This window comes from Psychrobacter sp. NG27, assembly GCF_016106655.1.
In the GTDB taxonomy this organism is placed as follows: Bacteria; Pseudomonadota; Gammaproteobacteria; order Pseudomonadales; family Moraxellaceae; genus Psychrobacter.
In genome coordinates this window covers 727,627-743,003 of the sequence record NZ_JADGIN010000001.1, presented here as the reverse complement: position 1 = coordinate 743,003, position 15,377 = coordinate 727,627, and the positions used below count along the sequence as shown (strand labels likewise).

The 15,377-nt window shown below is 45.2% G+C and carries 12 protein-coding genes; all 12 read left to right on the top strand.

Annotation, left to right across the window (positions count from 1 at the left end; genetic code table 11):
• The first annotated feature begins 135 nt into the window (after positions 1-135).
• Positions 136-1,719, top strand: a complete 1,584-nt coding sequence (rimO, locus tag IP485_RS02925; protein ID WP_198325899.1) for a 30S ribosomal protein S12 methylthiotransferase RimO — start codon at positions 136-138, stop codon at positions 1,717-1,719.
• 171 nt (positions 1,720-1,890) lie between these two features.
• The gene (pyrH, locus tag IP485_RS02920; RefSeq protein ID WP_194362879.1) at positions 1,891-2,616 is read left to right on the top strand and encodes a UMP kinase; all 726 of its coding nucleotides are present in this window, start codon (positions 1,891-1,893) and stop codon (positions 2,614-2,616) included.
• 120 nt (positions 2,617-2,736) lie between these two features.
• Positions 2,737-3,291: a ribosome recycling factor gene (gene frr / locus IP485_RS02915; protein WP_197175324.1), complete on the top strand. Its 555-nt coding sequence runs from the start codon at positions 2,737-2,739 to the stop codon at positions 3,289-3,291.
• A gap of 234 nt (positions 3,292-3,525) precedes the next feature.
• On the top strand, positions 3,526-4,281 hold the full coding sequence (gene uppS / locus IP485_RS02910) for a polyprenyl diphosphate synthase (protein WP_198325898.1): 756 nt from the start codon (positions 3,526-3,528) through the stop codon (positions 4,279-4,281).
• Between the two features lie 177 nt (positions 4,282-4,458).
• Positions 4,459-5,268: a phosphatidate cytidylyltransferase gene (locus tag IP485_RS02905; RefSeq protein WP_198325897.1), complete on the top strand. Its 810-nt coding sequence runs from the start codon at positions 4,459-4,461 to the stop codon at positions 5,266-5,268.
• Positions 5,269-5,397: 129 nt separating this feature from the next.
• Entirely contained in the window at positions 5,398-6,603 is a 1,206-nt protein-coding gene (gene ispC / locus IP485_RS02900) for a 1-deoxy-D-xylulose-5-phosphate reductoisomerase (protein WP_198325896.1), read from the top strand.
• A 222-nt stretch (positions 6,604-6,825) separates the two neighbouring features.
• Positions 6,826-8,202 carry an RIP metalloprotease RseP gene (gene rseP / locus IP485_RS02895; RefSeq protein ID WP_198325895.1) on the top strand — a complete coding sequence of 459 codons (1,377 nt, stop codon included), beginning with the start codon at positions 6,826-6,828 and terminating at the stop codon, positions 8,200-8,202.
• A 261-nt stretch (positions 8,203-8,463) separates the two neighbouring features.
• On the top strand, positions 8,464-10,863 hold the full coding sequence (gene bamA / locus IP485_RS02890) for an outer membrane protein assembly factor BamA (RefSeq protein WP_198325894.1): 2,400 nt from the start codon (positions 8,464-8,466) through the stop codon (positions 10,861-10,863).
• 140 nt (positions 10,864-11,003) lie between these two features.
• Entirely contained in the window at positions 11,004-12,020 is a 1,017-nt protein-coding gene (gene lpxD, locus IP485_RS02885) for a UDP-3-O-(3-hydroxymyristoyl)glucosamine N-acyltransferase (RefSeq protein WP_198325893.1), read from the top strand.
• A gap of 51 nt (positions 12,021-12,071) precedes the next feature.
• A complete protein-coding gene (fabZ, locus tag IP485_RS02880) occupies positions 12,072-12,608 on the top strand; it encodes a 3-hydroxyacyl-ACP dehydratase FabZ (protein ID WP_194362887.1) in 537 nt (178 codons plus the stop codon).
• Between the two features lie 167 nt (positions 12,609-12,775).
• Positions 12,776-13,555, top strand: coding sequence for an acyl-ACP--UDP-N-acetylglucosamine O-acyltransferase (gene lpxA, locus IP485_RS02875; protein ID WP_197175334.1), 780 nt, complete (start codon positions 12,776-12,778; stop codon positions 13,553-13,555).
• A 302-nt stretch (positions 13,556-13,857) separates the two neighbouring features.
• Positions 13,858-15,375, top strand: a complete 1,518-nt coding sequence (locus tag IP485_RS02870) for a sodium-dependent transporter (protein ID WP_194362889.1) — start codon at positions 13,858-13,860, stop codon at positions 15,373-15,375.
• Positions 15,376-15,377 lie beyond the last annotated feature (2 nt).

The following is a 15,377-nucleotide window of genomic DNA, read 5'->3' as shown; positions in this document are numbered from 1 at the left end:
GATAGTGCCCAAAAAAGTGAGGATGCTTAATATAATATTTAACCATAAATCAAGACTATAGAGCGGCAAAACTGGTGATTTTTGCAAAAAAAACGTACAATGCGCTCAGCCAATTTATCTCTAGCAAGGTCAGCCATGTCCAAAACTTCTACCGAGTCAGTGAACACGACAACGACAGCCGCTCTATCAGCCATACAAGACGCTGCGACAGAAACCGTCACTATCTTTAATCCTGCCGCGCCTATCGTAGTACAAGAGCAGAGCCAGACAGATACCAGCCAACCTTATCACCATAAAGCCAACCACAACCAAAACCGTAGTATCGCACAAAGTAGTGATGTTACGACTGCCAATGCGACTGCCACTATGCCAGTCAGTGCGGCGCCAAAGATTGGTTTTGTGTCATTGGGTTGCCCAAAAGCACTGGTGGATAGTGAGCGTATCATCACTGAGCTAAGCCGCGATGGTTATCAAGTCGCCAGTGATTATGAAGGCGCTGATTTGGTCGTGGTCAATACGTGCGGCTTTATCGAGTCAGCAGTACAAGAGTCGCTCGATGCCATCGGCGAGGCCATCAGCAAAAACGGTAAAGTGATTGTCACAGGTTGTTTGGGCAAAGAAGCGGACAAAATCCGTGCAATGCATCCAGCCGTGCTCGCCGTGACTGGCGCGCATGCCTATGACGAGGTCATTACGGCCGTCGCGCAGCATGTGCCCAAACCAAATCGAAGTAAAGATGCCAATTACGACCCAAAGATAGATTTGATCAATGAGGCGGGTATTAAGCTTACGCCCAGTCATTATGCCTATCTAAAAATATCAGAAGGCTGTAATCACCGTTGTACCTTCTGCATTATTCCAAGCTTACGTGGTGATTTAGACTCGCGTCCGATTGATAATGTGATGAATGAAGCGTTGGCACTTAAAAACGCTGGCGTGAAAGAGCTGCTCATCATCTCGCAAGATACCTCAGCTTACGGGCTGGATCTGAAATATAAAACCAGCTTTTGGAATGGGATGCCACTCAAGTCAAAATTTTATGACTTATGCCAAGCCTTGAACGGTCTGGGTATTTGGGTGCGTCTGCATTATGTCTATCCGTATCCACACGTAGACAAAGTCGTTGAGCTGATGGGTGAGAAGAAACTCTTGCCTTATTTAGACATTCCGTTTCAGCATGCCAGCCATCGTATCTTAAAAGCGATGAAACGCCCTGCACACAGTGAAAACACCTTAGAGCGTATCAAAGCATGGCGTGCTATCTGCCCTGATATCGTGATTCGTTCGACCTTTGTGGTCGGCTTCCCTGGTGAGACCGAAGAAGATTTTCAGTGCTTGCTTGATTGGCTGACTGAGGCTCGCCTTGATCGCGTGGGTGCCTTTACCTATTCAGAAGTCGAAGGCGCTGTTGCCAATGCTTTGCCCAACCATGTGCCTGAAGACGTTAAGCAGTCTCGCTATGAGCGGCTGATGACCTTGCAGCAAGACATCTCCGCACAAAAACTGCAAGAAAAAGTCGGCAAAACCCTCATGGTATTGGTCGATGAGATTGATAGAGAAGAAGGTATCGCCATTTGCCGTAGCTATGCGGATGCGCCTGAAATCGACGGTCATGTCTATGTCGATGACATTACGGATCAGGTTAAAGTGGGTCAGTTCTTAACGGTCACAATCGATGATGCTAGCGAATATGATTTGTTCGGTAGTTATCAGGGGTAGAATACCCGTGTGATATACACGCAAAAATTGCCCAATGGTGGGCAGTTTTTGCTACAATTAGCGCAATTTAGCCTTTTTAATACGTGTGCCTGTATAGGCGGCGTTGTGGGCAAACTCGATTTGTATTTTACCGATAATGTTCTTTATAATTCAATGATAAAAGGTGACCTCATGTCTGACAAAAACCCGCGTTACGCTCGTATCTTGCTAAAACTCTCAGGCGAAGCCTTGGCTGGTAGCAAAGACATGGGTATCGATACCGAAGTGCTCGACAAAATGAGCTTGTCTATCGCTCATTTACGTGGATTGGGTGTCCAAGTGGGTATCGTGGTCGGCGGTGGCAATCTATATCGCGGTGCCCAATTACAAAAAGAAGGTCTGGTCGGCCGTGTGACGGGCGATCAAATGGGTATGCTTGCGACTGTGATGAACGGTCTTGCCATGCGTGATGCGCTTGAGCGCCGCAATATCAAAACACGCCTGATGTCAGCCTTGCCAATCGGTGAAGTGACCGAAAGCTATAGCAGTCGTAATGCGATTCGTTATCTCAAAAACGGTGAGGTTTGTATCTTTGTCGCAGGCACGGGCAATCCATTCTTTACCACTGATACGGCTGCTTGCTTGCGCGGTATTGAGATCGAAGCGGGCTTGATCCTAAAAGCCACCAAAGTAGATGGCGTTTATGACAAAGACCCAAGTCTGCATTCTGATGCGGTTAAGTATGATGGCCTGACCTTTGATGAAGTGTTAGAGCAAAAACTTGGCGTGATGGATTTGACAGCCATTGCTTTATGCCGTGAGCATAACGTACCGCTACAAGTGTTTGATATGACCAAACCCAATGCCCTATTAAATGTCATCATGGGCGAAAATGAAGGCACCCGTGTTTTTCATTAATCAGACAGCATTCAGGTAGATAAATAGCAATCATTGGTCAATAGCCAGTTGCTTAGACAATTAAAACCTTACATAGTTAACAATAAAGAATTTATCGATAGCGATAAATAAGGACACACAATGATCAAAGAGATTAAGCAAGACGGCGAATCACGCATGCAAAAAACACTAGAAGCGCTTGAAAGCACTTTTAGCAAAGTTCGTACAGGTCGTGCCCATCCAGGTATGCTGTCAGGTGTGATGGTCAGCTACTACGGTTCTGATACGGCACTTAACCAAGTAGCCAGTGTCAACGTTGAAGATTCACGCACATTATTGGTTCAGCCATTTGACCGTACGATGGTACAAGCCATTGATAAAGCAATTCGCGAAGCAGATTTGGGTCTAAACCCAATGACCGCAGATGTGATTCGTGTGCCAATGCCAGCATTGACAGAAGAAACACGCCGCGATATGCAAAAACTTGCGCGCAGTGAAGCAGAGAGTAGCCGAGTCTCTATCCGTAATATTCGCCGCGACATGATGAACGACATCAAAGATTTGGCAAAAGAGAAAGAGATATCAGAAGATGACGAGCGCCGCGCGAGTGATGATATCCAAAAAATCACTGACAAATATATCGAAACCATCGATAGCCGTTTGAGCAAAAAAGAAACTGACTTAATGGCTGTTTAAGACTGTTTATTGTGGTTTATCACAATAACTGGTTACGCGTCACCCTTAATAGTAGACAGCCAATACTTCATTGCTATTGGCTTTTTACTATTATATGCACTATATTTTACCTGCCATAATATTTCGATTTTCAGATTTTTATTATGGTAAGTTTGTGAATTGCCTATATCGCACTTTTTAATCGTTGCTATGCACGTTATTATTATTCTACCTTAACAATAAGTACTCTCGCCTATGTCTACCTCAGCCGCTTTGGCTCCTGCTACTCTTCCTCGTCATATCGCCATCATTATGGATGGTAACAATCGCTATGGTAAAGCCAATGATTTGGGTAAAGGCCAAGGACATGTGGCTGGCAAAGACGCGCTAGATCCCATCGTTGAGTACTGTGTTGATAAAGGCATAGAGGTGCTGACCGTATTTGCGTTTTCTAGTGAAAACTGGCAACGTCCACCCAGTGAGGTGGCGTTACTCATGCAGCTATTGGCCTCAACCATCCATGATCAAATGCCTCGGATGAATGAGCATCGCATTCGCCTGCGTTTTATTGGGGACCGCAGTCAACTCAGTCATGACTTACAAGTTTTGATGGCAGATGCTGAAGAAAAGACCGCAGCGTTTGAGGCCATGACCATGGTGATTGCGATCAGCTATGGCGGACAGTGGGATATTGCGCATGCTGCCAAGCAGTTGGCGCAGCAAGTGCAAGCGGGGACGCTAAACGCCGAAGATATTGATAAAGAGATGCTGGGTGAGTACGTGCAACTGGCAGACACGCCAGCGGTAGATATGCTGATACGGACTGGCGGTGAGTACCGTTTGTCCAATTTTTTATTGTGGCAGTCTGCTTACGCTGAACTCTTTTTTACTCCGACACTATGGCCAAACTTTGCAGCAGAAGAGCTGGCGACGATGGTGACAGAGTTTGCCCAGCGTCAACGCCGCTTTGGAAAAACCAGTGAGCAGATAGTCATCGAACAACAGCAATAGTAAAATATTCGTCCTCAAGACGATATCATTTATATGCGGGCGGTGATGAATACTGCTTGCTTGTGATGTGATAAACCGTTTTAATTGGTGTCAATCGCTATCAGTAGGCTATGGTTGATTGGCTGTTATACTGCATTTTTGACCCGATGTTATTCATTATTATAAGGCTCGATAAGTATGTGGCAACGAATTAAGACGGCTATTGTTCTCGTTATTATCGTTGGTATTGCAATGTTTGCGAGCCAAACGCCTATTTTATTTGCGCCACTTTTGGCCGTTGGCGTGATTATCGCCGCGCATGAGTGGGCTAAATTAATGCCCAAATGGCGTCAGCCTGTAGTATTCGTGCTAATGGTTTTAGTGATAACCCTCATATCGCTGATATTTAAGGTGACATGGCTGTTTTGGTGGGTGGCTTCACTCGTTATATGGCTGATGGCATTGTCTTGGGTCAGGGTCTTCCCGACACAGACGAGATGGTATGGTAAGCAGCTGGCTCTGATGGGTGTGGTTATCTTGACCGCGTCAATCACCGCAATGTTTTATCTCTGGCAGCTATCGGCATGGTGGCTACTCTATGTATTCTTATTAGTCTGGTGTGCAGACAGCGGCGCTTATTTTGTCGGTCGTAAGCTTGGTCGCCGAAAGATGGCACCCAATGTCTCACCTAATAAGAGCATGGAAGGATTGGCAGGTGGTCTGGTCACAGGTCTGCTAGTCGTGATTGCGATCAGTGTCTTTAAGCTGCAACTGACAGGTATGCCGCTGATTGCGTTTGTCACACTATCAGCGATAACGATTTTGGCTTCTGTACTGGGTGATTTGTTTGAGTCGATGCTCAAACGCCGCGCTGATGTAAAGGACTCCGGTACGATTTTGCCAGGCCATGGGGGCATACTGGATCGTATTGATTCGCTATTGTCAGCAACACCGATATTTGCACTGGGTTTTTGGGCGATACAACAGTTTGGCCTAATCGTGGTATAGAGTGATAGGGTATAGGCCGCTTGCCATTTTATAAGTTGCCTCTCACTCTGTATCGCTACATTTTTTGATGTTTATCACACCGTATTTATTTTCTTCTTTTATTTATAAGTATCATAGGCAACACTGGTTATGACGCAACGCATCGCCGTACTAGGCGCGACAGGCTCGATTGGTGATAGCACGTTAGCTATCTTAGCGGCACAGTCGCACCAGTATGAAGTATATGCTTTATCAGGCCATCACCGTTTGGACAAATTATTTGCGCTTTGTCAGCAGTTTTTGCCCAAGCGCGTAAGCGTGCCGACAGCAGCGGTCGATGATTTTGCTAAGCGTCTCAGTAGCGCAGGTCTGGATATCGACGTGGTAGGCGGTGAGCAAGGGCTGATAGAGATTGCGACCGACTCACAAACCGATACAGTGATTGCGGCTATCGTAGGAGCAGCAGGCTTGCCTTCTACCTTAGCAGCTGCACGTGCAGGCAAGCGTATTCTGCTCGCCAATAAAGAAGCCTTGGTGATGGCAGGCAAGGTCATGATTGATGCAGTCAAAACGCATGATGCTACTTTGCTGCCACTCGACTCTGAGCACAATGCTATTTTTCAGTGTCTGCCATCCTCTATTCAGCAAGACAACACCCAAATCCACCAGTCAGAACACGGTGTACGAAAGCTGTGGTTAACGGCGTCAGGTGGTCCATTTTTACAACAGTCTTTTGCTCAAATGCAGCAGGCAAGTGTGGCAGAGGCGGTCAAACATCCAAACTGGTCAATGGGTCAAAAGATATCCGTAGATTCGGCGACGATGATGAATAAGGGGCTTGAGCTGATCGAAGCCTGTCATTTATTTGATTTGCCCGAAGACAAAATAAATGTGGTCATTCATCCGCAAAGCATCATTCACTCAATGGTAGAATACAGCGATGGCAGCTTTTTAGCGCAGCTCGGCAGTCCAGATATGAAAACGCCCATTGCACATGCGCTTGCCTACCCAAACCGTATCGACAGTGGCTCGCAGCCGTTAGACTTGTATGCACTCAGTGGTTTGGAGTTTATCGAACCTGATCTGCAAAAATTTGCCTGTCTGCGTTTGGCTCGCCAAGCTATGCAAGCAGGGACGCAGGCGACTATTGTCTTAAATGCAGCCAATGAGGTCGCAGTGGCTGCATTTTTAAATGGACAAGTTCGCTTAACTGATATTGCAGACATCAATGAGCAAGCCTTAACGGATATACAGCTGCCACCACTAAGCGTGGCGGCTGATATAGAAGACATATTAGCCATTGATAAGATAGCGCGTCATCTTACTGACAAGTTAGTGATGAAGTTAGCACAATGATAGCCAAAGCATAATACAAGCCTCTAGTTGAAAAACGAATATAGTCAGGTTCAATATAATTTCGATACAAGGAAACCGAGTGCAAGTTATACATTAGTATGCTTAGCGAGGATGACGATGTAGCGGATTTATATAGACTTGACTATAGTCAAAAGACGATGTTCAGCATGCTTTAATACAGCAATTAATAAAGATGCTAAGAGACAATACTGAGAAACAATCATGACGTTTTTATTAACGATTCTTGCGGCCATATTTGTATTAGGGCCACTCATTGCCCTACATGAATGGGGTCATTACATCGTAGCGCGGCTTTGCGGTGTCAAGGTGTTGACATATTCTATCGGTTTTGGCCCCAAATTATTTGGCTGGACGAGCAAAAAGAGTGGCATTGATTATCGTATCTCTGCGCTACCGCTTGGCGGCTATGTCAAGATGCTCGATGAGCGTGAAGGTGAGGTTGCCAAAGATGAGAAGCATCTGGCATTTAATCATCAGCATCCGCTCAAGAAGATTGCGATTACCGCTGCTGGTCCTATCATGAATTTCATCATTGCTATCACTTTGTTTTGGGTATTGTTTATGACTCCATCTGAACAATTAGCAACCAAAATTGGCAGTGTATTACCAGGCACACCTGCAGCAATCGCACAACTGCCGGCTGGTGATAAAATCGTCGCTATCGATGGGCATGACGTTCAGACGTGGGAAGGGATAAACTATCGCCTCGCTGGGCGTATGGGCGAAACGGATAATGTCAGTATCACGCTACAGGCGGATGCTCAAAGCAACCCCTCAACTAAAACCTATCAAGCACCCATAACCGACTTTATGCAGGGCGATGCGCAGGGCAAAGATGCCTTGAGCAGTTTTGGGATGCTGCCGTGGCAACCTGATATTGCCCCGATTGTCGGCGACTTAACACCTGATGGTGCTGCTAGCCGCCAAGGTCTACAGGTTGGTGATCGTATCACGGCTATTAATGATGAAGCTATCAAAGACTGGATCAGTGCTACACGTATCATTCGTGATAGCCCTGAGACGTTACTGAATTTTACCGTATTGCGTGATGACAAAGTTGTGCAGTTAGCGATCATGCCACAAGGTAAAAAAGACAATCTAGGCAATGATTATGGGCAAATCGGTGCGATGGTTGAGCAGTCAGAGATCGTCATTCCTGATGCCTATAAAACCACGGTAGCTTATGGCCCTGGTGAGTCACTGGTTAAGTCATTTGAAAAAACAGAACAGCTAGCCGTTATGACGGTCAGCTCAATGGGAAAAATGCTGTCAGGTATGATCGGTTTGGATAATTTGTCAGGTCCTATTACTATTGCCAAAGTGGCCAAACAAAGCTTTGATATCAGTTGGCAAATGGTCTTGTCTACGGCGGCTTTAATCAGTTTGAGTCTGGCGGTACTAAACCTGTTGCCCATCCCAGTACTGGACGGTGGTCATATCGTTTATCACCTGATTGAGTTAATACGAGGTAAGCCACTCTCGGACGGAGTGCAAATGGTGGGTCTTAACATCGGGCTAGTCTTACTGGCAGGTTTCATGGTGTTAGCAATTGGTAATGACATCAGCCGGCTGTTTTAGTCGATTTGTCGATAGTATCTTTGATAAAGCACGATATACTAATGGTTTTACGACTGCTAGGCCTCAATTGTTGTTATGATACACGCAATACTTTGTGTCGCGGTCTCTGTACTAATCGTAATTTTTAGTTTATTTTGTGATGCATTTTATATAAAGTGTTCTGAGTCACCCACACATTGGTTACGACTTTGTGCGAAACGGGCTAGACAACATATACTTTTTACCTTAACTTAAGCAATTTTTTATTGACGGATAGTGTTTATGCGTACGCCTTTATTTATGAGCGCGGCTGGGTTGCCGTTAGTTGTAGCGATGATGAGTATGCCAGTTCATGCTGCAGAATTTGTAGTAACTGACATCGGTTTCAACGGCCTACAACGCTTAACCCCTGATAGCCTCTATCCGGTCTTACCTATTACGGTAGGAGATACGGTAAATGACAGTCGCTTAGCCGCCAGTATTAAGGCGCTATATGCTACTGAGAATTTTGCCGATATTCAAAGCCGTGTCGAAGGCGGTCAGCTAAGGTTTGATGTGGTTGAACGTCCGACCATTACTGAGGTTACCTTTGAGGGCAATAAGCTCATTCCAAAAGAGGGACTTGAGCAGGGACTGAAGAATGCGGGTCTTTCTGCTGGCGATGTACTAAAGCAGTCTACGCTACAAGGCGTGGCCAACGAATTGCAGCAGCAGTATATCAGTCAAGGGTATTACAACAGTAATATTGAAGTAGACCAAACCGTGCTTGATGGCAACCGTGTCAAGCTGGACGTGCGCTTTATCGAAGGCAAGCCTTCTAAAGTGGTCGATATCAATATTATTGGTAACAAGCACTTTAGTGATGAAGAGGTTAAAGACGTCTTTGCCGTAAAAGAATCGTCTTGGACACGCCTGTTATCAAAGTCTGATCGTTACGCTCAAGAAAAGCTGGCGGCCAGTCTAGAAAACCTAAAAGCCCTATATCAAAATGATGGCTATGTGCGCTTTTCAGTCGATAATGCGGTACTAAATATCAGTGAAGATAAAAGCAGTGTGTTTGTCGAAGTCAGTCTGACTGAAGGTGAGCAATATCAGTTTGGTGATGTAAACTTTTTGGGTAAACCAACGTTTGATACCAATGAGCTAAAAGAGCTGGTAACGTTTGACCCTAATGAAAAATACTCACAAGCCAAACTAGATGCCACGACAGCAGCGCTCAAAAGTCGCTATGGTAATGAGGGTTATTACCTAGCCCAAGTAAGACCAGTACCTCGTATCAATGACGAGACCAAAATGGTCGATATTGATTACTATATTGATCCGGCGCGTCCCATCTATGTTCGCCGTATTAACTTTACGGGCAATATCAAAACTCAAGACGAAGTATTACGCCGTGAGATGCGTCAGTTAGAAGGATCACTTGCCTCAAGTGAAAAAATCCAATTGTCACGCACGCGCCTGATGCGTACAGGTTTCTTTAAAGCTGTCAATGTCGATGTGAAGCCAGTTCCTAACCAGCCAGATCAAGTTGATGTGAGCTATACGGTAGAAGAGCAGCCATCTGGTAGCTCAACTATTGCGGCAGGTTACTCACAGAGTGGCGGTGTGACCTTTCAGTTGGATCTGACCCAGAATAACTTTATGGGTACCGGTAATCGTGTCAAAGCGGCGTTATCACGTTCAGAAACGCGTGATTCTTATAGCTTGGGCTATACTGACCCGTACTTTACAGAAAACGGTGTCTCGCAAGGTCTGAGCGGATACTATCGCAAAACCAAATATGATGATGATAACGTCAGTAATTATGTGACTGACTCATATGGTGCGACGCTTAATTACAGTTATCCTGTTGATGAAACCAAGCGTGTGAGCGCGGGTATCAATGTTGATAATACTAAAGTGCGTGGCGGTCGATACTTGGGAATCTCTAATGTTCAAGAGATTCTAGATGATGGTGGCACACAAACATTTGACGATGATACTGATGGCGTTTCGACCTTTAAAAACGACTACCAAACTTATAACTTGTTACTTGGCTGGGACTACAGCACGTTAGACCGTCCAGTGTTCCCGACCAAAGGGATGAGTCACGCAGTTGACGCGACCATCGGTCTAGGTGATGCCAATTACCAAAAACTCGTCTATAGTGGTAACGTATATTACCCACTGTATAAAGGTACCGTCGCTCGTGGTTATACCAAGCTTGGCTATGGTAACGACTTGCCGTTCTACGAAAACTTTTATGCTGGAGGCTACGGCTCAGTACGTGGTTACGAGTCATCTACCCTAGGCCCTAAGTCACAAGTCTATTATGACGCGGTCACTGATCCAGATAATCAAACCTTTACCGCAGAAGAGGTCGGTGGTAACGCTCTAGCAACGTTCGGTGCTGAACTGATTTTGCCAATGCCATTTAAAGGTGATTGGGCAGATCAAGTACGTCCTGTGTTGTTTGCTGAAGGTGGTCAGGTATTTGATACGTCTGACAAAGAAGATCGAACTTTCAATGACTCAGATGTGCCATTACTGACTCAAGACAATGACTTCCGCTATAGTGCGGGTGCTGGTATTACTTGGTATACGCCAATTGGGCCGATATCACTTAGCTATGCCGTACCTTTCGGGGATAAAGAAGGTGATGAGACTGAAAAAGTCCAATTCCAGATTGGTAATACATTCTAAGAAGTCATCCCTGATTCACGCTGTTTGATCCGGTTCGTTTAAGGGCTCAAACAAAAGATCATCACGTCTAGTAGGTCGTCAAAACACATGGTTATTTTGACGACCGTTTCATTTATAACCCTACTTTATTAATAATAATTATGATAACGATTGAGCAGCTTATCACTCGAATTGAGCAGCGTCAGCCTGTGGTTAACAAGGCTGAAATACATGCTGAGCAATTGTGTCAACCATTCACTAGCGTCGGTAGCCTGACGACTGCTGATCAAAAGCAACTCAGCTTTTTGGCAGACCCGCACTACATCACTAGTTTGGCCAGTAGTCAGGCAGGTGCTGTATTGGTCACCGAGGCATATCGTGACCAAGTACCTAATAATTCAATCGCCTTAGTCGTTGCCAGCCCTTATTTGGCATATGCTGCTGCCAGTCAGTTGTTTGCCCGTGAGTCACTGTCTGAAGGCATTCACCCTAGCGCTGTGATCGCTGATAGCGCGATCATTGGTGAGCAGGTCAGTATTGGGCCTTTTTGCGTGATTGGTGACAATGTGCAAGTGGGTGCTCGTAGTTCACTCGCAGCTCACGTGGTCATTGAGGCTAATTCCAATATTGGTACGGATTGTGTGATTAAGTCGCAAGTGGTTATCGGGCACGACTGCAGTATTGGAAGCCATGTGAGGCTGCATGCGGGCGTCAGTATCGGCTCTGAAGGGTTTGGGTTTGCGCCTACCAAAGATCCTAGTACCACAGGCTGGGAGCGTATTGCTCAATTAGGCCGTGTGATCATCGGTGATCATGTACGCATCGGTAGTCAGAGCTGCATTGATCGTGGCGCGATCGATGATACGGTCATCGGCAACCATGTTATTATTGATAATCTGGTACAAGTGGCACATAACGTACGTATCGGTGATGGGACTGCTATCGCTGCTCAAACAGGTATTGCAGGTAGTACTACTATTGGCAAACGCTGTATCATCGGCGGTGCGGTCGGTATTACGGGCCACATCGATATCACCGATGATGTGACTTTGTCTGGTATGACCATGGCCACCAAATCCATAAAAACAGCTGGATCATACTCCTCTGGCACTGCTGCAATGCCCACTGCCAATTGGCGACGTGCGGCTGTACGCTTTCGCCAGCTCGGCAATAACTGATTGCCCTATAACCCAATAAAAAAACTTAAGATACAGCAAGGAAGCATCCTTATGAACAGCAATAACATAGATACCCCAACTGACGAAGACATTAAAAGCTTGGCTGAGCAAGGTCTGACGCTGCCATTAACTTACCACACTATTAAGCACTACCTGCCGCATCGCTATCCTTTTATGTTGGTGGATAGAATTGTGTGTTGCACCCCTGGTGAGTGCATTACTGGTATCAAAAACGTGACGATTAATGAAGAATTCTTCAACGGTCATTTTCCTGACGAGCCAATCATGCCAGGCGTACTAATGGTAGAGGCAATGGCACAAGTGTCAGGTGTGCTTGGGTTTATCAGTGCTGGATTAACCGCAGAAGATGGCTATTTGTATCTTTTTGCAGGGGTTGATAAAGTTCGCTTCAAGCGTCGTGTGATTCCGGGTGATCAGCTGATTATTCGTGCCAAAACAGTGATGCAGAGACATGGTATTTATAAATTTGATTGTACTGTGCATGTCGAGGACGAGCTGGCCGCTAGCGCTCAAGTTATGATTGCACGTCAAGAGCAGCAAAAGGTCAAAGACGCGAAAGAGGCTTAATTTTTTAGTAAGCCAAAGTGCATGCAAACTTATATTAGATCGACTACAACAACTAGAACTAGCAGTTATATTTGACAACGCAGCTTATGATTAGCCTTATGGTTAGGCTAGATGGGTTGTGTTTTGCTTACTATTTACTCGTATTAAATGATACAAGGGTCCACACTATGAGTCAGATTCATCCCACAGCACTCATCTCCCCATCTGCGCAGATTGATGAGACTGCTATTATTGGTCCTTATTGTATCGTTGGTGACGAGGTGTCAATTGGTGCACATACGGTGTTGCATCGTCATGTGGTCGTGACTAAGCTGACTCGTATCGGTGAGCACAATCAAATTTATCAATTTGCCAGCATTGGTGAAGATCCTCAGGATCTGAAGTATGCGGGTGAGCGTACTTGGCTTGAGATTGGTGATCATAATACAATTCGTGAAGCGTGCAGCTTACATCGTGGCACTGCTCAAGATGGCGAGCTAACCAAAATTGGCAGTCACAACTTACTGATGGTCAATACGCATGTGGCACATGATTGTTTGATTGGCGATCACAATGTACTGGCCAATAATGTCGGTGTAGCAGGACATGTGACCATTGGTGATCATACGATTATCGGTGGTAATTCAGGTATTCATCAGTTTTGTACAGTAGATGACTATAGTTTGATTGGCGGTGCCAGTTTAATTCTAAAAGACGTTGCTGCATTTACGATGGTATCTGGCAATCCGGCAAAAGCGCATGGACTCAATATTGAAGGCATGCGCCGTAAAGGCTGGTCAAAAGAGACCATCAATTTTTTACGCGAAGCCTACCGTACAATTTTCAGATCGGGCTTGACGACAGTAAAAGCGCTTGAGGTTTTGAGTAATGAGATGCTGCCAAAAGAGCCAAAAATTCAGTTGCTCATTGACTCCTTACAGAAGAGTCGCCGCGGTGTAGTACGCTAAACACGTATTGAGGCACTATAAAAAGTAAGCGAAGGTATTGTATTTCGCACTTTTAATGTACCAAACTTTTATCAGTGAGAGATGATATTGCTAAAGGCCATAACCAATTGTTATGGCCTTTTATGTTTATGAGCACTTGACTTTTTTAGTCGCTTAGCAGAAACTTCCTAGTTATATATTGTTAGACTCTAGTAACTTATTTTAACCAACCGCTAATCTGTAGTCTCTTTAAGTATCTGTCTTAGACTTTCAATGAGTTTGATAGCTTAAAGGGAATTACTATTGAATTTTAGGAGCGTCGCATGGCAGAGCAAAGGGAAAATTGGTCTAGTAGGACGGGGTTTATTATCGCCGCTGTCGGTTCAGCTGTAGGATTGGGTAATATATGGCGTTTTCCATATGTGGCTTATGATAATGGTGGTGGTGCATTTATGGTGCCATACCTGATCGCTTTATTCACGGCAGGTATTCCACTACTGTTTTTAGATTATATTATTGGGCATAAATATCGTTCAGCGCCGCCGCGCGCTTATAAAAAGATGGTGAAGTCTGCTCAGTTTATCGGATGGTGGCAGACTCTCGTCTCCTTTGTCATTGCCATTTACTATGCTGCCGTCATCGTTTGGGCAGGCAGTTATATGGTGTTCTCTTTTGGCCAGAAATGGGGAGAGGATACGACAACCTTCTTTGTCAGTGACTTTATCAAACACACAGGGGATCTAAACGCGGTATTTGTACCGCAGATGTTTATAGGTCTTATCCTTGTTTGGGCATTGGCGATGTTGATTATGTTTGGCGGTATCCGTAAGGGTGTTGAGCTTGCCAACAAAATCTGTATACCATTACTTATTGTACTGTTCGGTATCATGGTATTCAAAGCGCTGAGCTTACCAGGCGCTGCCGTTGGTTTGAACGCATTCTTTGAGCCAAATTGGGAAAAAATGAAAGATCCTAACGTTTGGCTTGCCGCTTATGGCCATGTGTTTTTCTCACTGTCAGTAGGTTTTGGTATCATGGTTACCTATGCCTCTTACCTTAAAAAGAACACAAACCTCACCGGTGCAGGCTTGGTTGTCGGTTTTGCCAACTCTTCTTTTGAGCTTATCGCAGGTATCGGTATTTTTGCTGCCATTGGTTTTATGGCAGTATCAACAGGCCAAGATGTTGCAGAAGTGGCCAGTGGTGGTGTTGGACTGGCGTTCTTTGTATTCCCAAAAATCATCTCTACGATGGGTGCCAGTGGTGATTTCGTTGGTTTCTTATTCTTCGGATCGTTAGTGGTTGCAGGTATCAGCTCTTTGATTAGTATTCTTGAAGTGCCTATTTCTGCCTTCCAAGATAAATTTGACTGGTCACGCAAAAAAGCCGTTACGGTGATTGGTGGTGTTTGTGCTGCTATATCTATTGTTGCCTTCTCTACCGGCAGCTCGCTGGTATTGGTCGATGTGATCGATCATTTCGCCAACAATATCGGTATTGTCGCTGGTGGTCTGCTGTCAATTGTCAGCGTCACTTGGTTTAATCGCCAAAAGATCCCAGGCCTACTTGATCATATCAACCGTATTTCTAGTGTCAAACTTGGCGGTGCTTGGGTATTTATGCTAACGGTTATTACACCGACTGTCCTTACGATTGCTTTGGGTCTAAAGCTGATCGATTTGGTTCGAGAGCCTTATGAGGGATATTCAACCTCTATCCTATTATTCTTTGGTTGGGGCGTTGTGGTATTCTTTGGATTGGGTGCATTCATAATGACTCGTATCAAAGGTCGATACGATGATGAGGATGACAAATCACGCTTACTTGATGATGCTCGCTAATC

Bases quoted from the DNA above. Each gene is read 5' to 3' on its own strand.
- frr (WP_197175324.1), top strand. From the start codon at position 2,737: ATGATCAAAGAGATTAAGCAAGACGGCGAATCACGCATGCAAAAAACA.
- lpxD (WP_198325893.1), top strand. From the start codon at position 11,004: ATGATAACGATTGAGCAGCTTATCACTCGAATTGAGCAGCGTCAGCCT.
- IP485_RS02870 (WP_194362889.1), top strand. From the start codon at position 13,858: ATGGCAGAGCAAAGGGAAAATTGGTCTAGTAGGACGGGGTTTATTATC.
- ispC (WP_198325896.1), top strand. From the start codon at position 5,398: ATGACGCAACGCATCGCCGTACTAGGCGCGACAGGCTCGATTGGTGAT.
- fabZ (WP_194362887.1), top strand. From the start codon at position 12,072: ATGAACAGCAATAACATAGATACCCCAACTGACGAAGACATTAAAAGC.
- IP485_RS02905 (WP_198325897.1), top strand. From the start codon at position 4,459: ATGTGGCAACGAATTAAGACGGCTATTGTTCTCGTTATTATCGTTGGT.
- pyrH (WP_194362879.1), top strand. From the start codon at position 1,891: ATGTCTGACAAAAACCCGCGTTACGCTCGTATCTTGCTAAAACTCTCA.
- uppS (WP_198325898.1), top strand. From the start codon at position 3,526: ATGTCTACCTCAGCCGCTTTGGCTCCTGCTACTCTTCCTCGTCATATC.
- lpxA (WP_197175334.1), top strand. From the start codon at position 12,776: ATGAGTCAGATTCATCCCACAGCACTCATCTCCCCATCTGCGCAGATT.
- rseP (WP_198325895.1), top strand. From the start codon at position 6,826: ATGACGTTTTTATTAACGATTCTTGCGGCCATATTTGTATTAGGGCCA.
- bamA (WP_198325894.1), top strand. From the start codon at position 8,464: ATGCGTACGCCTTTATTTATGAGCGCGGCTGGGTTGCCGTTAGTTGTA.
- rimO (WP_198325899.1), top strand. From the start codon at position 136: ATGTCCAAAACTTCTACCGAGTCAGTGAACACGACAACGACAGCCGCT.